17 protein-coding genes and 1 other annotated feature are annotated in these 16453 nt (G+C 53.7%); of the genes, 11 read left to right on the plus strand and 6 right to left on the minus strand.

Translation table 11 applies throughout. From position 1 onward, the window contains the following. Positions 1-14 precede the first annotated feature (14 nt). Entirely contained in the window at positions 15-1211 is a 1197-nt protein-coding gene (locus CTZ24_RS04995) for an efflux RND transporter periplasmic adaptor subunit (protein WP_021182282.1), read from the minus strand. 142 nt (positions 1212-1353) lie between these two features. On the opposite strand from CTZ24_RS04995, the gene acrR reads away from it, so the two are divergent. Continuing rightward, positions 1354-1998 carry a multidrug efflux transporter transcriptional repressor AcrR gene (gene acrR, locus CTZ24_RS05000; RefSeq protein ID WP_208724968.1) on the plus strand — a complete coding sequence of 215 codons (645 nt, stop codon included), beginning with the start codon at positions 1354-1356 and terminating at the stop codon, positions 1996-1998. A 24-nt stretch (positions 1999-2022) separates the two neighbouring features. Here the strand turns inward: acrR and rsmS are convergent, their stop codons facing one another. Genes rsmS through priC form a run of 3 tightly spaced genes read right to left on the minus strand, consistent with a single transcriptional unit; the run spans position 2023 to position 2996 of the window. Further along, entirely contained in the window at positions 2023-2178 is a 156-nt protein-coding gene (rsmS, locus tag CTZ24_RS05005) for a pleiotropic regulatory protein RsmS (protein ID WP_021182284.1), read from the minus strand. An 8-nt stretch (positions 2179-2186) separates the two neighbouring features. Then, on the minus strand, positions 2187-2432 hold the full coding sequence (locus CTZ24_RS05010; RefSeq protein WP_021182285.1) for a GlsB/YeaQ/YmgE family stress response membrane protein: 246 nt from the start codon (positions 2430-2432) through the stop codon (positions 2187-2189). A gap of 51 nt (positions 2433-2483) precedes the next feature. After that, positions 2484-2996 (minus strand): primosomal replication protein PriC, encoded by a 513-nt coding sequence (gene priC, locus CTZ24_RS05015; protein WP_208724969.1) that lies wholly within the window; start codon positions 2994-2996, stop codon positions 2484-2486. Between the two features lie 57 nt (positions 2997-3053). Here priC and CTZ24_RS05020 point away from each other — a divergent pair, with 57 nt between their 5' ends. The 6 genes from CTZ24_RS05020 (at position 3054) to htpG (ending at position 9246) form a co-directional block, all read left to right on the plus strand. Then, positions 3054-3437 (plus strand): DUF454 family protein, encoded by a 384-nt coding sequence (locus tag CTZ24_RS05020; RefSeq protein WP_021182287.1) that lies wholly within the window; start codon positions 3054-3056, stop codon positions 3435-3437. A 150-nt stretch (positions 3438-3587) separates the two neighbouring features. After that, on the plus strand, positions 3588-4139 hold the full coding sequence (apt, locus tag CTZ24_RS05025) for an adenine phosphoribosyltransferase (protein WP_013508166.1): 552 nt from the start codon (positions 3588-3590) through the stop codon (positions 4137-4139). A gap of 193 nt (positions 4140-4332) precedes the next feature. Continuing rightward, positions 4333-6285, plus strand: a complete 1953-nt coding sequence (gene dnaX / locus CTZ24_RS05030; RefSeq protein ID WP_208724970.1) for a DNA polymerase III subunit gamma/tau — start codon at positions 4333-4335, stop codon at positions 6283-6285. Continuing rightward, positions 5627-5688 (plus strand) — a sequence feature (DnaX frameshifting element). It overlaps the preceding gene by 62 nt. Before the next feature lie 53 nt (positions 6286-6338). Further along, positions 6339-6668, plus strand: coding sequence for a YbaB/EbfC family nucleoid-associated protein (locus CTZ24_RS05035; RefSeq protein WP_021182290.1), 330 nt, complete (start codon positions 6339-6341; stop codon positions 6666-6668). After that, the gene (gene recR / locus CTZ24_RS05040; protein ID WP_208724971.1) at positions 6668-7273 is read left to right on the plus strand and encodes a recombination mediator RecR; all 606 of its coding nucleotides are present in this window, start codon (positions 6668-6670) and stop codon (positions 7271-7273) included. Before CTZ24_RS05035 ends, recR begins: the two co-directional genes overlap by 1 nt. A 98-nt stretch (positions 7274-7371) precedes the next feature. Further along, positions 7372-9246: a molecular chaperone HtpG gene (gene htpG, locus CTZ24_RS05045; RefSeq protein ID WP_208724972.1), complete on the plus strand. Its 1875-nt coding sequence runs from the start codon at positions 7372-7374 to the stop codon at positions 9244-9246. A 79-nt stretch (positions 9247-9325) separates the two neighbouring features. Here the strand turns inward: htpG and CTZ24_RS05050 are convergent, their stop codons facing one another. Together CTZ24_RS05050 and CTZ24_RS05055 are read right to left on the minus strand one after the other, a co-directional pair. After that, a complete protein-coding gene (locus tag CTZ24_RS05050; RefSeq protein ID WP_208724973.1) occupies positions 9326-11194 on the minus strand; it encodes an NACHT domain-containing protein in 1869 nt (622 codons plus the stop codon). Between the two features lie 63 nt (positions 11195-11257). Then, positions 11258-12127 (minus strand): LysR substrate-binding domain-containing protein, encoded by an 870-nt coding sequence (locus tag CTZ24_RS05055; protein WP_021182294.1) that lies wholly within the window; start codon positions 12125-12127, stop codon positions 11258-11260. 196 nt (positions 12128-12323) lie between these two features. Between CTZ24_RS05055 and CTZ24_RS05060 the strand changes: the two genes are divergently transcribed. The 4 genes from CTZ24_RS05060 to CTZ24_RS05075 all read left to right on the plus strand — a co-directional run bounded on the left by CTZ24_RS05060 (position 12324) and on the right by CTZ24_RS05075 (position 16389). Next, positions 12324-13214: a DUF6024 family protein gene (locus CTZ24_RS05060; protein ID WP_021182295.1), complete on the plus strand. Its 891-nt coding sequence runs from the start codon at positions 12324-12326 to the stop codon at positions 13212-13214. Between the two features lie 97 nt (positions 13215-13311). Continuing rightward, a complete protein-coding gene (adk, locus tag CTZ24_RS05065; protein WP_021182296.1) occupies positions 13312-13956 on the plus strand; it encodes an adenylate kinase in 645 nt (214 codons plus the stop codon). 114 nt (positions 13957-14070) lie between these two features. Beyond that, positions 14071-15030 carry a ferrochelatase gene (gene hemH, locus CTZ24_RS05070; RefSeq protein WP_021182297.1) on the plus strand — a complete coding sequence of 320 codons (960 nt, stop codon included), beginning with the start codon at positions 14071-14073 and terminating at the stop codon, positions 15028-15030. 57 nt (positions 15031-15087) lie between these two features. Next, positions 15088-16389, plus strand: coding sequence for an inosine/guanosine kinase (locus tag CTZ24_RS05075; protein WP_208724974.1), 1302 nt, complete (start codon positions 15088-15090; stop codon positions 16387-16389). The last annotated feature ends 64 nt before the right edge of the window (positions 16390-16453 follow it).

A 16453-nucleotide genomic window follows, 5' to 3' on the forward strand; every position in this document is an offset into this window, starting at 1 on the left:
TTAACGGCTCCTGTTTATGAAGACGATTTTTCAGACTGTGCCTGAGAGGCGGCAGCGGCTTTCGTGTCGTCTGATACTTCTTGTGGTGTTACCTGCGCACCGGGTTTGGCACGTTGCAGACCGACGGTGATCACGCGATCGCCTGCTTTCAATCCTTCGGTCACCAACCATTTATCACCAATCGCCTGGTTGGCTGTCAGGTTGCGCAATTCAACTTTGTTATCGGCTCCGACCACCATGGCTGTGGCCTGACCGGTTGGAGTACGGGTTACTGCCTGCTGAGGCACCAGCAACGCACTCGGATTGGTACCTTCATCCAGACGCGCACGGACAAACATGCCAGGCAACAGGCGGCCATCCGGGTTCGGGAAGATCGCTCGCAGGGTAATCGAGCCGGTGGTTTCGTCGACGGTCACGTCGGAGAACTCCAGCGTACCGGCCTGTGAGTAGGTGCTGCCGTTTTGCATCAACAGAACAACATTGGCTTTGCCGTCGGTCTGTTTCAGCTGACCGGCTTCCAGCTCGGCGCGCAAACGCAGGAAATCATCGCTGGATTGGGTCACGTCAACATACATCGGATCGAGCTGCTGCACGGTAGCCAGCGCGGTAGTCTGCGCACTCGAAACCAGCGCACCTTCCGTCACGGAAGATTTACCAATACGTCCGCTAATCGGGGAGGTCACCTTGGTGTATGCCAGATTAATGCGGGCACTTTCCACGTTCGCCTGTGCGGCCTGTACGGCTGCGGCATTCTGCGCGGCGGTAGCGACGGCGGTGTCATAATCCTGCTGGCTGATGTACTTGGTACCCAGCAGCGGCTTATAGCGTTTAACCGTCAAATCTGCGATGCGCGCATTGGCTTGCGCTTCCGCCAGGGCACCTTTTGCATTGTCATAAGCCGCCTGATAGGTAGCGGGATCGATCTGATACAGGGAAACCCCTGCTTTCACGTCACTGCCTTCAACAAAGTTACGCTTCAGAATGATACCTGAGACCTGAGGGCGAACTTCCGCAACACGGAAAGCCGAAGTACGGCCAGGGAGTTCAGTGGTGATTTTCAGTGGCTCGTTTTTTAACGTCACAACACCCACTTCAGGGGGCTGCTGCTGGGCGGCTTGCTGGGATTTATTATCATCACATCCTGTCAATACAAAGCTGCCTGAAAGCATCAGGACGGCCGCCAGAGGGGCTAATCCTCTGTTTTTATTCATAAATAAACCTCGAGTGTCCGATATCAAATGATCAATGGATCACAAACCGTTAAACCCATTGCTGCGTTAAAACACGGGTCGTGCTATGGTACATACATTCACAAATGTATGTAAACTTGCCAGTTTGTAAAAAAAGTCCGCTATGGCACGAAAAACCAAAGCACAAGCACTTGAAACGCGTAATCAAATTCTTGATGCCGCGTTAGCTCACTTCTCAGAACACGGTGTTGCCGCCACATCACTGGCGGATATCGCTGCGGCTGCCGGCGTCACGCGGGGAGCCATCTACTGGCATTTCAAGAATAAAGCCGATCTGTTACATGAAATCTGGTTGCAATGTGACGCTGGGCTTGACGATGTGGAACTTGAGTATCAAACAAAATACCCCGACGATCCACTCTCTGTTATGCGTTCGATGTTGATCTATATCCTTGACGCTACTGCAAAGGATCCCAAAAGACGCGCACTAATGGAGATCATTTTCCATAAATGCGAATTTGTGGGTGAAATGGCAACCTTGCAGAATATGCAGCAAAGCTTACTGCTGGAATGTTACGACAGAATAGAAGAGGTGCTGCGTGCATGCATTGATGCGGGTCAGTTGCCTCGCAGCCTCAACACCCGTCAGGCAGCGTTGATTATGCGCGCCTACGTTAATGGCATGATGGAAAGTTGGCTGTTTACCCCGGAAAGTTTTGATCTGGCGGCAGAAGCGCCGGGCCTGGTTGAAGCCCTGTTGGATATGTTGCGCTTCAGCCCAACATTATCCAACGGTGTTCATTCGTAACGGCGCGCTTCATAAATCGCGCCGTTACGGGGATTTTTCTGCGGCTTGTTTCTGTTCATAATCGCGTCGGACAATTGCCAACGCGGCCAGCACCGTGGTGGTGGGAACCTGGTTCTCCTCAAGCAGTTGAATCAAATCCACTGCCAGTTTGATTTCGTCTGGTGCCGTTTCCAGTGACATTGTCTCTCCTAAATACGTAATTTCATCACCACCAGCAGCATCACCACGGCGCCAGCCAGTGCCATGCCCAGGGTCGCCACGCTAAGGGTTACCATGTCGCCCGCGTTAAAATAACTGGCGATATAACCGCCGATCAGCGCACCTATCACCGCCAGTATCAGCGTAACGATAAAGCCACCAGGTCGTCCGGGAAATAGCACCCGTTTTAGCCATCCGGCGGCAAGACCGGTCAAAATCCAGGCGATAAAAGCCATATGCAACTCCTCATCTCAGGAGAAATGAGTATAGAGGAAAGATCACGGCGCTTACCGTGCGGTAAATTGCAGCTCCAGCTTGTGGATGGCTTGGCGACAGCGTCCCAGACGCGCCTGAAGCTGCTCCAGCTCACGAATCAATTGCTGCTGGACGCTCAAGGTTTCGGCATGTTGCAGATGCTGCTCACGTTCGGCGATCATCGCCAGCAACCGCGTCTCATAACCTCGATACTCTTCACGTTTCTGTTGTTTGACATCAGTACGTGGCCGTTCACGCGCCACGCGCAGTTGCTGGCTCTGGCACTCACGTTGTAAAGCAGCAATCTGATCCACGACTTTATCGGCCAGCCACTGCCGACGCGTGGCGTCCTGATCAGCGGCGGTGAGCTGGGCGATATTGTGTTCCAGCTCTTGCAGATAGTCGGCGAGGCGTGTTCCTTTGCAGTGGAACAACTGCGCATCAAAACGCGGCTGCCGGCAGCTCCCATCTGGTTGCTGAGCGATTTGCTGGCGCAGCAGTACCAGCGTGGATTGAAGACGTTGTTGTGGGCGTGGCAAGGGCATCACTCTTTTCCCGACTGTGTTAACGTAGCGCGGTATCGATTTTATCAGGCATCCGTTATGCAACGCATTTTATTACTGAGCCTTGGCTGGCTGGCAATTGTGCTGGGCACGCTGGGGATTGTATTACCTTTATTACCTACCACGCCATTTGTGTTGCTGGCGGCCTGGTGTTTTGCCCGTTCCTCACCGCGTTTCCATCACTGGTTGTTATGGCGTTCACCTTTTGGTCGTTATCTGCGCCACTGGCAGCGCCATCGTGCGATGCCACCTGGGGCAAAAGGTCGTGCCATGCTGCTGATTATCCTTACCTTTGCTGTGTCCATCTGGTTGGTTCATCTGTGGTGGGTGCGCATTATGCTTGGCGTGATGTTGTGCATCTTGCTGCTGTTTATGTGGCGGATTCCGGTGGTGGCAGAAAGTACAGACGAACGTGAAACGTAGCGACAGGGTTGCATTTAGGCGACCATTTGCTTAGATTTGGGCCTCTTCGTGCGTGGCTTCCCTTTGTGAACTGACTTCGCTTAACCCGGTCCTCCGGGTAATGGCGCTATGGGAGCTGCGCGAAATAGAGATTTCACCAGGCGTAACACTATGACCGCAACTGCTCAGCAGCTTGAACTCATTAAAAACAGCATCAAAAGCATTCCTGACTACCCCAAACCGGGCATTCTGTTCCGTGACGTCACCAGTCTGATGGAAGACCCGCAAGCCTATGCGGCGTCGATTGCCATCCTCGTTGAGCGTTATCGTGACAAAGGCATCACCAAAGTGGTGGGGACGGAAGCGCGTGGTTTCCTGTTTGGCGCGCCGGTCGCGCTGGGTTTAGGCGTGGGTTTTGTGCCGGTGCGTAAGCCGGGCAAACTGCCGCGAGCCACCTTTAGCGAAAGCTATGAACTGGAGTACGGTACCGACACACTGGAATTGCATCAGGATGCTATCCAGCCGGGTGACGTGGTGCTGGTGGTAGATGATCTGCTGGCGACCGGTGGCACCATCGAAGCTACCGTGAAACTGATTCGTCGTGCAGGCGGTGAGGTGAAAGATGCTGCTTTCATTATTAACCTGTTTGATCTGAGTGGCGAAGCGCGTCTGAAAGCGATGGGCCTCGATTGCTTCAGCCTGGTTAATTTCCCCGGCCACTAAGGCCAGCGCGCTCCGTTATCCGACGGGGCGCATCTCCGCAAAGTTATAGGCATCTTGGGTGTTGGCTGTTAAACTACTGCCAAAATAAACAGGGTTTGCAAAGCAGCGTTTTTCCCCTTTTGACTGACAGTGGGCCTCGGCTCCTTAGTCGTGCCGCTGTGCCAACTCAACCAAATCCAGTGATCGAATCCACATGAGCTATCAGGTACTTGCGCGAAAATGGCGTCCCCAGGCTTTCGCTGACGTAGTCGGTCAGGAACATGTGCTGACTGCGCTGGCCAACGGGTTGTCACTGGGACGAATCCATCATGCCTATCTCTTTTCCGGCACCCGTGGTGTAGGTAAAACCTCGATTGCGCGTCTGCTGGCAAAGGGCCTCAACTGCGAAACCGGCATCACCTCGACGCCTTGTGGCGTGTGCGATAACTGCCGTGAAATCGAGCAGGGACGTTTTGTCGATCTGATTGAGATCGATGCGGCGTCGCGCACCAAAGTTGAAGACACCCGTGATTTACTCGATAACGTGCAATACGCGCCAGCGCGTGGCCGCTTCAAAGTCTATCTGATTGATGAAGTACACATGCTGTCACGTCACAGCTTTAACGCGTTGCTGAAAACGCTGGAAGAGCCGCCATCACACGTTAAATTTCTGCTGGCGACCACCGATCCGCAAAAGCTGCCGGTCACCATTTTATCCCGTTGCTTACAGTTCCATCTCAAAGCGTTGGATGTCGAACAGATTCGCCAGCAACTGGAGCATATTTTACAGCAGGAGCAGATCGCCGCCGAACCGCGCGCGTTGCAACTGCTGGCGCGCGCTGCCGAAGGCAGTATGCGTGATGCACTCAGCCTGACCGATCAGGCGATTGCGATGGGGCAGGGTAGCGTGACGCGTGATAGCGTGGCACAGATGCTCGGCACGCTGGACGATGAGCAGCCGTTAGCGTTGATTGAAGCGTTAAGCGAAGGCAACGGTGAACAGGTGATGGCGCTGCTGAACCAGGCGGCGTCACGCGGCGTCGAGTGGGAAGCCTTGCTGGTGGAAATGCTGCGCCTGCTGCACCGTATCGCCATGGTACAACTGTTGCCAGGCTCGCTCAGCGAGGATGAAGTCAACCAGGTGCAACGTCTGCGCGAACTGGCGCGGGTATTGCCGCCAGCCGACGTGCAACTTTATTACCAGACGTTGCTGATGGGGCGTAAAGATCTGCCGCTGGCACCGGATCGCCGTCTGGGTGTGGAAATGACGTTATTACGTGCGCTGGCGTTTCACCCGCAGGCGTTGATTGCCGAACCGGTTGCACGCCCGGTGCTGACGCCGCAGGCGGCTCCGGTTGCTGCACCGTTAGTGGCGGCGCAACCACAAATGGCACCGCCGCAGACTGAAGCGCCGCCGATTCCTGCCGATTATCCTGATATGGCCCCTGCGCCGGAAAATCTGTCGGATGCCACCAGCCAGTTGTTACAGGCCCGTACGCAGTTATTGCGTCAGGGAGCCAGCAAAGCAAAAAAGAGTGAGCCGGCAGCGCGTTCCGCGCGGCCGGCTAATGCGGCACTGGAACGCCTGGCGAATGTCACGGAACGGGTGCAGCAACGAGCAAGTGAACCGGCGGTAAAAGCGGCGGCAAAACCGGAAGCCTATCGCTGGAAAGCGCAAACGCCGACCGAGGTTATCGCTGAGCCGGTCGCGACGCCAAAAGCCTTGCGTTCAGCGCTGGAGCATGAGAAAACCCCTGAGCTGGCGCAACGTCTGGCGGAAGAAGCGCAGCAGCGCGATGCCTGGGCGGCGGAAATCGCCGCTCTGACGTTGCCAAAGCTGGTGCAGCAACTGGCGCTGAACGCCTGGAAAGAGCAGGGCGATAATCAGGTGTGTCTGCATCTGCGCAGCAGCCAGCGTCATCTGAATTCAGGTGGTGCGCGCCAGGCATTGGCCGAGGCACTCAGCCATGCGGCAGGTGAGACGGTTGAACTGACCATTATTGAAGACGATAATTCCGCGGTATTGACGCCACTGGAATGGCGTCAGGCCATTTATGAAGAGAAACTGTCGCAGGCGCGTCAGTCGATCATTAGCGATACCCACATTCAGACCTTGCGTCGTTTCTTTGACGCGGATTTGGATGAAGAGAGTATTCGACCCGTATGAACATGCTGCCGTGCGATGAGCGCGCGACGCAGCCCCAGCAGAGAGAGAAGACTATGTTTGGAAAAGGCGGATTGGGCAACCTGATGAAACAGGCCCAGCAGATGCAGGACAAAATGGCCAAAGTTCAGGAAGAGATCGCCGCGCTGGAAGTCACTGGCGAATCAGGTGCTGGCCTGGTCAAAGTGACCATCAACGGCGCGCATAACTGCCGTCGCGTGGAAGTGGATCCGAGCCTGCTGGAAGATGACAAAGATATGCTGGAAGATCTGATCGCTGCCGCGTTCAATGACGCCGCACGCCGTATCGATGAAACGCAGAAAGAGAAAATGGCTTCTGTGTCTGCCGGTATGCAGCTGCCGCCAGGCTTCAAGATGCCGTTCTGATGCAAACCAGTCCACTGCTTGAATCCTTGATGGAGTCGCTGCGTTGTCTGCCGGGGGTTGGCCCGAAGTCAGCGCAGCGTATGGCCTTTCATCTGTTGCAGCGCGATCGCAGCGGTGGCATGCGCCTGGCGCAGGCGTTAACGCGCGCGATGTCGGAAATCGGCCACTGTGCCGATTGCCGCACGTTCACCGAGCAGGAGATCTGCACCATCTGCGCCAATCCGCGTCGTCAACAAAACGGCCAGATTTGCGTGGTGGAAAGTCCGGCGGATATCCACGCCATTGAGCAGACCGGCCAGTTCGCAGGTCGCTACTTTGTGCTGATGGGCCACCTGTCGCCGCTGGATGGTATCGGCCCGCAGGATATCGGGCTGGATCGTCTGGAGCAGCGCCTGGAGCAGGAAACGTTGCAGGAAGTGATCCTCGCGACCAATCCTACGGTGGAAGGAGAAGCCACGGCCAACTATATCGCCGAGCTGTGCAGCCAGTACGGCGTGGATGCCAGCCGCATTGCACACGGCGTGCCGGTGGGCGGTGAGCTGGAGATGGTCGATGGCACCACGCTGTCGCACTCGCTGGCTGGACGTCACAAGATTAAATTCTAATCACTTGCCGGTATCAATCTTGATACCGGCTTGAAATTCTCCGCACCATCCCCATCTCTTCCTCAACGTTCGATCAACCCGATTCAGTTGAGGTAGCAATGACCATGAAAGGACAAGAGACGCGTGGCTTCCAGTCAGAGGTAAAACAACTTCTGCACCTGATGATCCATTCCCTCTATTCAAATAAAGAGATTTTCCTGCGTGAACTGATCTCCAACGCCTCCGATGCGGCTGACAAACTGCGCTTCCGCGCGCTGTCGTCACCGGATCTGTACGAAGGCGACGGCGACCTGCGCGTGCGGATCTCGGTCAACAAGGAAAATCGTACGCTGACGCTGAGTGATAACGGCATCGGCATGCGTCGTGATGAGGTGATTGAGAACCTCGGCACCATCGCAAAATCAGGCACCAAAGCGTTTCTGGAGTCGATGGGTTCTGACCAGGCAAAAGATAGCCAGCTGATTGGTCAGTTCGGTGTCGGTTTCTACTCGGCATTTATCGTGGCTGATAAAGTCACCGTGCGTACCCGCGCCGCCGGTGCCAGCGCCGAAGAAGGTGTGTTCTGGGAATCGGCCGGTGAGGGCGAATATACCCTGGCTGAGATCGAGAAAGCCGATCGCGGCACCGAGATCACCCTGCATATGCGTGAAGGCGAGGATGAATTCCTTGATGCCTGGCGTGTGCGCAGCATCATCGGCAAATATTCCGATCACATCGCGCTGCCGGTCGAGATCGAAAGCAAAGATGAAGAGAGCGACACCACCAGCTGGGAAAAAATCAACAAAGCCCAGGCGCTGTGGACGCGCAACAAAGCTGAGATCAGCGACGAAGAGTACCACGAATTCTATAAACACATCGCCCATGACTTCAGCGAGCCTGCGGCCTGGAGCCACAACCGCGTGGAAGGTAAGCAGGAGTACACCAGCCTGCTGTATATCCCGGCACGCGCCCCGTTTGACATGTGGAACCGCGACCACAAACACGGCCTGAAACTTTACGTCCAGCGCGTGTTTATCATGGACGACGCCGAACAGTTTATGCCGAACTACCTGCGTTTCGTGCGTGGCCTGATTGATTCTAACGACCTGCCGCTTAACGTTTCGCGTGAAATTCTGCAAGACAGCCGCGTGACCCAAAGCCTGCGCGGTGCGCTGACCAAGCGTAGCCTGCAAATGCTGGAAAAACTGGCGAAAGATGACGCGGAAAAATATCAGCAGTTCTGGAAAGAGTTCGGCCTGGTACTGAAAGAAGGCCCGGCCGAAGATCATGCCAACCAGCAGCAGATTGCAAAGCTGTTGCGTTTTGCCACCACGCAAAGCGAAGGGGCCGAGCAGACGATTTCTCTGGACGACTACCTGAGCCGCATGGTGGAAGGTCAGGACAAGATTTACTACATCACCGCTGACAGCTATGCCGCCGCTAAAAGCAGCCCGCATCTGGAGCTGTTCCGCAAAAAAGGCATCGAGGTGCTGCTGCTGTCCGATCGTATCGACGAATGGATGATGAGCTACCTCACCGAGTTTGACGGTAAAACCTTCCAGTCGGTGAGCAAAGCGGATGAGTCGCTGAGCAAACTGGCCGACGAAGAAACCGAAGAACAGAAAGAAGCGGAAAAAGCGCTGGAGCCGTTCGTTGATCGCGTGAAAACCCTGTTGGGCGAGCGTGTCAAAGAGGTGCGTTTAACCCATCGTCTGACAGATACGCCGGCAATTGTCACCACCGATGCCAACGAGATGAGCACCCAGATGGCGAAATTGTTCGCGGCGGCGGGCCAGGAAGTGCCGGATGTGAAATACATCTTTGAACTGAACCCGGATCATACGCTGGTGAAACGTGTGGCGGATACCCAGGATGAAAGCCGCTTTGGCGAATGGGTGGAACTGCTGCTCGACCAGGCGCTGCTGGCTGAGCGCGGTACGCTGGACGATCCGAACCAGTTTATTCGTCGTATGAATCAGTTGTTAACTGCCTAAACAGCACAAGGGCGACCAGCAGGTCGCCCTTTTTTTGCCCACATCAACGCAAGTTTAGCGCTCCCTCGTTTGCCCAAACTTAAAGTTTGATCTTCATACCGCGTGATAACGCTTGTTTCTTCTCATGAAGTCTTTCTTTCGTTGGTAAATACACGCCGTGATAATATCGATAGATTTCACTGCTGATGGAAAAGACTAATTCATCCCAATATTCTGATTGATAGAACAGTTCAGACAGAGCAATGTTGTACTGATCCTTATTGGGATCGTCAGCAGGTGTTTTCTCATGCAGTGTTGTTCGGTATTGATGGAGATTATCGGGATGGATGCTTTCTTCCAGTATGTTATTGATGACAGTGTCGGTATGTAGTCCGATATCTCTGGGTTTTCCGGACATAACGGTAAGCGTGTGAAGTGATGTCTGTATGTCTGGTATAGTACTGGCAACAATCTCGTTGCTAAACCCATTGGCGAATTTTGTGATTTCATAGAGCGCATCATCGTACTTAAGCGACTGGAATAGGTATTCAGCAAGTTCTTCGTCGTTCTTGTTTGCGAGTGAAATAAAACCCGTCTTTTCGAACCGCTCGGTCATAATCTTTCGGCGAAACCAATCTTCATCAATATGAAATAAGAAAAAGAGGACGTTGTCATACTCAATGCCCGTGCCCAGTTTATCGGAAAAATAGTCATAATATTTATCTTTATAATCTTCAGGCAATTTTGTGACAGCATAAGCGGCATGGTATTCTTGCAATGATTTGTGCAAAAAGACATAGCGATTAAAACCATCGGGTTGTATCAGGCAGGTGATGCTAATGATGTCATGCAAAAAGTTATCGCGCTCTTGCTCATCAAGAGCGGCGGTATCCAGCGCCCGGGCAGCGTAAGCGTGGAGGTTTTCCTCGTTGAACTCATAGACTTCATCTTCCATGGCAAACAAACACATCGCTGAAAAACACCATTGAATTTCGTCTGTTTGTAATTTACAGCGGCGTTGCCTGGACCAGGCCTTGATACGGTCATGCTTGTGATACAAGGTGGAAAACAACAGGCGATAAAAATCCACGGCAGTTCGCGGTAGTTCATCCCAGTCATGATAGCAGGCATGTAGCAGGGTCAGCAGGATAGGACTCACCAGCGTATTCGCTAACCCAGAATTCGTTCTCAGAAGCTGGGATAATTCGTTGAAATCATCGGGCGTGGCGAGTTTTTTAAGTATGCCAAATCTGTCCTTATCCGTAAGTGATTTGACAAAAACATTGGTGATGCCAGCTTCACTGCATATCTCAGTATCGGGGCGACTGGTGACAATGACAGGGCAGCGATATTTTTTATTAATTTCAAAAATAGAACGGATAAAAGCAGAACGCAGGTTATCTTTAATTTCATCAAAGCCGTCCAGTAAAATGATGATTTTTCCTGACGACAAGAGTTGCTCTAAAGCATCCTGATTAAGATCGAATCCTAATATGTTTAATTGCGCGTGAAGATATTCGAAGACGTTGCCGTCCTCAATACGGCGTAATTCCAGGAAGAAAGGCAATCGACGATGCTTTCTGATCTCTTCAAGAAACAGTTTACGCAGAATGGTACTTTTGCCTTGTCCGGCAATCCCAATGATATTGACGATGTTCTGGGAGATTATCTGTGCGCCATCACTGACAATCAGTTCGGTCTTTTCCGGCCTGTTTTCAATGGTGAGCGGATAATAAATATCTTCAAGCAAAACGTCATAATCGGGATTATGCAGAGTGCGCATACGCAGAGCAGCATAAGCATGCTTTTCCAGATAGGCCTGCTGAATGTGGGGTGATTGCATTTGGCTGAGAAGTTTTTTGCCTGCTTTTCGGGTTGGGATCCAGTCAACCTTCAGCAACTTTTCAACCATGACTTTTGTCGCTTCACCAATACCACTATTCAGTAGTTGGGCAATAAGTGCATCCATAACGTATCCTCATACCATTCACGTTTTACGTTTATGTAATAAGTATCTTATTGGCAATAGTGATCAGTGGTGCGCTTCATCCCTCAACCAATCACGAAACAAGGTAATCTCCGCATCATGCTGACGTGACGCCTTGGTCATCATCCAGGTGGCGCGATCCACCCGCACAAAACCAAGTGGCGCGATCAGTGTGCCGTCGTGTAACTCTTGCCGCACCAGCAAACGCGGTGCCATGATCACGCCCAGGCCATTTCTGGCTGCCTGAATGCCCAACGTCAAATTATCAAAATGTTTTCCCACCCAGAAATTCCCTCGCGTACCGCTGGTTTTGGCCCACTCCGCCCAGGCGTGAAGTCGGGTATCAGCATGCAGAAGGGGTAAGGCGGCGAGATCCTGCTCACTCTGGAAGCGTGCGGCAAATTGGGGGGCACAGAGCGGGCCGATGTAATCATCGCTAATCAGGGTGGCATCAATGTCTTCATCAGGTGTTTGTTCGTAACTGTGAATCAGAACATCGGTATGTTCACTGCGTAACTGGTCAATCTCTACCAGTTGCTGGAACTGGATCTCAATATCAGGATAGCGCAGATAAAAAGTGCCGATGCGCGGGATCAGCCATTGGGAAAGAAAACTCGGCGCGCAGGAGACGCTAAGATGGTGACGCATGCCGGTGCGGATACTTTCACAGGTCGTGGAAAGTTCGCTGAAGGCCTTCTGACAACTGACCAGTAATCGCTCACCATGTGAGGTTAATTTGACACGTCCATTTGTACGGACAAACAGAGGCTTACCCATCCAGCTTTCCAGCTGTCGGACCTGATGGCTGATGGCGCTATGGGTCACATGCAGACGTTCTGCGGCTACGCTAAAACTGCTGTGCAGTGCCGCCTGGTGGAAATAATGCAGTGCACGTAACGAAGGTAGCCCGGTCATACTCATCCCCTGTGTAAAAACCTAACAGGGATTGTCAGTTTATATCATTTTAAAGTCCAGCCGCATTCCCCTAACCTTTCCCCCTGATTCTGGCGGGTTGACTGGCAGGCGTCTCTGTGTTTCGCCGGTAATTTCTGCCACGGATCCGAGCCTCATCCGCCATCACACAGCACAATAAACAGAGAAAAATCACGCGATGGCTTCACAGAATGCTTCTGCCAGGGCGGCGGCGCGCGATCAGCTTCGCGGCCAGCTTTCCCGCCATTATCGGCTTGAACAGTATGATCTCTTCTTTGCACCTTCATTGCATATTGCGCGGGTGCTGCTTTCCCAACTGTTTTTACGCCAGGAGCAGGCGCGTAACCAAACCCGCTATGCGTCGCATTATCCTGTCAGTGAATTAAGTATCCTGGCAGCAGTGCCGGTGATGGCGGGGAATATTGCTCTGGTTGAACATATTGACCTGTTTCAGGGGCGGGTACGCGCGCTGGCTGAATGCCAGAGCCAGGGCGTCACCGATGCATCTGAGTCTTTCGCCACACTGTTGCACCGACGGCTGATAAGCGAGGCGCGACTGTTTGTCACACGGCTCGATCGTCACGCGGCGCTGGGAACGGATTTAGTATTGATCGCCTTACGTACCCATGATTTCAGCACCCTGGTGCGCAGTGAGTTGCGCCTGTTTGAACAGGGGCTGGCGCTGGGTGATGCGCCGGAGCAGGCGTTGGCACAGATGGCGGCTGCGCAATGGCGACCTTATAATATCGCCAGCGTTGATACCATCACGCTGGAAGCGCCATTTTCGCTGCAATCTTTGCAACAGCCGGGTCTGTCATTCGCGGTGCTGCCGATTATGCCGGGTAAGCTGCCAAACTCGCCGCAGCCTGATTTGCATCAGTGGCCCGAGCGTGGGCGCGTCCTTCTTCGTGCCAATGTGCGTGGCAGCGCCAACAAAAGTCAGAATATGACAATGAAACTGACGAAGCGCCTGCGCGAGCTGTTAAATAGCGGTCGCAATTCTGAAAATGCGGAAAAATCCCGCGTCGGGCTGGTATCGGTGGCAAAAGGCAGTAAAGTAGGACATTAGCCGTTACCGCGCCCCTTTCCTTGTGGTGGGCGGGGCATAGTGGTATGGTCTTCGCCTTCTCAGATTGATCAATGCGATTCGCAAGGGGAATTACGCAATGCGTATTATTCTGCTCGGGGCACCGGGCGCAGGTAAAGGCACTCAGGCTCAATTCATCATGGAGAAATACGGTATTCCGCAAATCTCCACAGGTGACATGCTGCGTGCGGCAGTGAAAGCGGGCACTGAGCTGGGCCAGCAGGCGAAAGCCATTATGGATGCCGGTAAACTGGTGACTGACGAGCTGGTAATTGCGCTGGTTAAAGAGCGTATTACTCAGGAAGACTGCAAAAACGGTTTTCTGCTTGACGGCTTCCCGCGCACCATTCCGCAGGCTGATGCCATGAAAGAAGCCGGTATCAGCGTCGATTTCGTGCTGGAGTTTGCCGTACCAGATGAACTGATTGTGGATCGTATTGTAGGTCGTCGCGTGCATGCGGCGTCTGGTCGCGTTTATCACGTTAAGTACAATCCGCCGAAAGTGGAAGGTAAAGACGACGTGACCGGCGAAGAGCTGACAACACGTAAAGATGACCAGGAAGAAACGGTGCGTAAGCGTCTGGTGGAATACCATCAGCTGACTGCGCCGCTGATTGCTTACTACAGCAAAGAAGCGGAAGCCGGTAACACCCAATACCACAAAATCGACGGCACCCGTCAGGTTGCTGAAGTGAGTGCACAGCTGGCCGCGATTCTCGGCTAAGCCAGTTAAGGGCCGGTTTATCGGCCCTTTTGCAGCAATTGCTTTTCCCTCCCGCTTTTTCCGCTACAATTTCCCACGATTTTGACCCATTCGTTTCGACAGCAAGGAAATACAATGAGGCAAGAAAAGCCCGGGGTTTTACTGGTTAATTTAGGCACGCCAGACGCACCCACTACACCAGCGGTTAAACGTTATCTGAAACAATTCCTCGGTGACCCGCGCGTGGTGGATACGCCGCGCTGGTTGTGGTGGCCGATTCTCAACTTTATTATCCTGCCGTTCCGTTCGCCGCGCGTTTCGAAGCTTTATGCATCGGTCTGGATGGATGAAGGTTCGCCGCTGATGGTGTTCAGCAAGCGGCAGCGTGATGCGCTGGCGCAGCAAATCGATATGCCAGTGGAGCTGGGCATGAGCTACGGCCAGCCGAGCCTTGAAGGTGCGGTTGAGCGTCTGCTGGCACAGGGCGTCACTAAATTGATCGTGTTGCCGCTCTACCCGCAATTCTCCTGCTCAACAGTTGCGGCCGTATGGGATGGCCTGGCTGCCAGCTTCAAACCGCTGCGTTCCCTGCCAGAAGTGGCTTTTATTCGTGATTACGCTGAACATCCGGCATATATCGCGGCGCTGAAAGCCTCCGTCGAGCGTTCCTTCGCCCAGCATGGCGAGCCGGACCTGTTGGTGCTGTCCTATCACGGCATCCCACAGCGCTTCGCCGACGAAGGCGATGACTATCCGCAACGCTGCAAAGATACTACCGATGCGCTGGCCGCCGCGCTCGGCATCGCGCCAAACAAGATCATGATGACCTTCCAGTCGCGCTTTGGCCGTGAGCCCTGGCTGACGCCTTACACCGACGAAACCATGCAAGGTCTGCCCGCCAAAGGTATCAAGCATGTGCAGGTGATGAGTCCCGGCTTTGCCGCAGACTGCCTTGAAACGCTGGAGGAGATTAGCGAGCAGAACCGTGAATTCTTCCTGCATGCGGGTGGTGAGAAGTTTGAGTATATCCCTGCGTTGAACGCCGATGACGAGCACATTGCCATGATGGTGCAGTTGGTCAACGCGCGCCGTTAAGGGAGTGGCAGAGAATGTGTTATCATTCTCTGCCTGATTTTCCAGACGGCATCCCCCATGAAATTTCCCGGCAAACGCAAATCCAAACACTATTTCCCCGTTAGCGCGCGCGATCCGCTGTTGCAGGCTACGCAACAAGAGCAGGAGGAGGGCAGCTGGGTCGTCGGTATTGATCAGACGCTGGTAGATATTGAAGCCAAAGTTGATGATGGCTTCCTGCAACGTTATGGCCTGAGTGCGGGTCATTCGCTGGTGATTGATGATGCCACGGCGGAAGCGTTGTACCACGAGCTGATGCGTGACGAGTTAATTAGCCACCAGTTTGCCGGTGGCACCATTGGCAACACTTTGCATAACTACTCGGTGCTGGCCGATGACCGTTCGGTGTTGCTGGGCGTGATGTGCAACAGCATCCAGATCGGTAGCTACGCTTATCGTTACCTGTGCAACACCTCCAGCCGGATGGATCTCAACTATTTGCAAGGTGTCGATGGCGCGATTGGTCGTTGTTTCACCCTGATTGGTGAGCAGGGCGAGCGTACCTTTGCCATCAGCCCCGGTCTGATGAACCAGTTAAAGGCCGACAGCATTCCCGAAGAGGTGATCGCGGGCGCGTCAGCGCTGGTGTTGACCTCCTATCTGGTGCGTTGTCAGCCCGGAGAACCGATGCCGGAAGCGACGTTGCGCGCGATTGCGTTTGCCAAAAAACATAACGTACCGGTGGTGTTAACGCTGGGCACCAAATACGTCATTCAGGACAACCCACAGTTCTGGCGCGATTTTCTGCGCGAACATGTCTCCATCGTCGCGATGAATGAAGAGGAAGCCCTGGCCCTGACCGGAGAGGCCGATCCACTGCTGGCGGCCAATATGGCGTTGGATTGGGTCGATTTGGTGCTCTGCACCGCCGGGCCAACCGGGTTATATATGGCGGGCTTTACCGAAGAAGAATTTAAGCGCAAAACCAATCATCCGTTGCTGCCAGGCGCGATTGCTGAATTTAACCAATATGAGTTCAGCCGTGGCATGCGCCAGCGGGATTGCCAGCAGCCATTGCGCATCTTCTCGCATATCGCGCCTTATATGGGCGGTCCGGAGAAGATTATGAACACCAATGGCGCGGGGGATGCGGCTTTAGCAGCGCTACTGCACGATATCACCGCCAATAATTTCCACCGCCAGAAAGTGCCGAACTCCAGCAAACATGCGCGCGAGTATCTGACGTATTCATCACTGGCGCAGGTGTGTAAATATGCCAACCGCGTCAGCTACCAGGTGCTGAATCAGCATTCCCCGCGTCTGACGCGAGGTTTACCGGAGCGTGAGGATAGCCTCGAAGAGTCGTACTGGGACAGATAAAAATTACCCCGTAGCGGCGCGATTTATCGCGCAAATCGTGCGCGTTGTATGAAAAAATCGCGCC

Source organism: Pantoea phytobeneficialis (genome assembly GCF_009728735.1).
In the GTDB taxonomy this organism is placed as follows: domain Bacteria; phylum Pseudomonadota; class Gammaproteobacteria; order Enterobacterales; family Enterobacteriaceae; genus Pantoea; species Pantoea phytobeneficialis.

What these genes read in the sequence shown, in the direction of transcription:
- CTZ24_RS04995 (WP_021182282.1), bottom strand. Translation starts at nt 1,211, where the DNA reads ATGAATAAAAACAGAGGATTAGCCCCTCTGGCGGCCGTCCTGATGCTT.
- acrR (WP_208724968.1), top strand. Translation starts at nt 1,354, where the DNA reads ATGGCACGAAAAACCAAAGCACAAGCACTTGAAACGCGTAATCAAATT.
- rsmS (WP_021182284.1), bottom strand. Translation starts at nt 2,178, where the DNA reads ATGTCACTGGAAACGGCACCAGACGAAATCAAACTGGCAGTGGATTTG.
- CTZ24_RS05010 (WP_021182285.1), bottom strand. Translation starts at nt 2,432, where the DNA reads ATGGCTTTTATCGCCTGGATTTTGACCGGTCTTGCCGCCGGATGGCTA.
- priC (WP_208724969.1), bottom strand. Translation starts at nt 2,996, where the DNA reads ATGCCCTTGCCACGCCCACAACAACGTCTTCAATCCACGCTGGTACTG.
- CTZ24_RS05020 (WP_021182287.1), top strand. Translation starts at nt 3,054, where the DNA reads ATGCAACGCATTTTATTACTGAGCCTTGGCTGGCTGGCAATTGTGCTG.
- apt (WP_013508166.1), top strand. Translation starts at nt 3,588, where the DNA reads ATGACCGCAACTGCTCAGCAGCTTGAACTCATTAAAAACAGCATCAAA.
- dnaX (WP_208724970.1), top strand. Translation starts at nt 4,333, where the DNA reads ATGAGCTATCAGGTACTTGCGCGAAAATGGCGTCCCCAGGCTTTCGCT.
- CTZ24_RS05035 (WP_021182290.1), top strand. Translation starts at nt 6,339, where the DNA reads ATGTTTGGAAAAGGCGGATTGGGCAACCTGATGAAACAGGCCCAGCAG.
- recR (WP_208724971.1), top strand. Translation starts at nt 6,668, where the DNA reads ATGCAAACCAGTCCACTGCTTGAATCCTTGATGGAGTCGCTGCGTTGT.
- htpG (WP_208724972.1), top strand. Translation starts at nt 7,372, where the DNA reads ATGACCATGAAAGGACAAGAGACGCGTGGCTTCCAGTCAGAGGTAAAA.
- CTZ24_RS05050 (WP_208724973.1), bottom strand. Translation starts at nt 11,194, where the DNA reads ATGGATGCACTTATTGCCCAACTACTGAATAGTGGTATTGGTGAAGCG.
- CTZ24_RS05055 (WP_021182294.1), bottom strand. Translation starts at nt 12,127, where the DNA reads ATGACCGGGCTACCTTCGTTACGTGCACTGCATTATTTCCACCAGGCG.
- CTZ24_RS05060 (WP_021182295.1), top strand. Translation starts at nt 12,324, where the DNA reads ATGGCTTCACAGAATGCTTCTGCCAGGGCGGCGGCGCGCGATCAGCTT.
- adk (WP_021182296.1), top strand. Translation starts at nt 13,312, where the DNA reads ATGCGTATTATTCTGCTCGGGGCACCGGGCGCAGGTAAAGGCACTCAG.
- hemH (WP_021182297.1), top strand. Translation starts at nt 14,071, where the DNA reads ATGAGGCAAGAAAAGCCCGGGGTTTTACTGGTTAATTTAGGCACGCCA.
- CTZ24_RS05075 (WP_208724974.1), top strand. Translation starts at nt 15,088, where the DNA reads ATGAAATTTCCCGGCAAACGCAAATCCAAACACTATTTCCCCGTTAGC.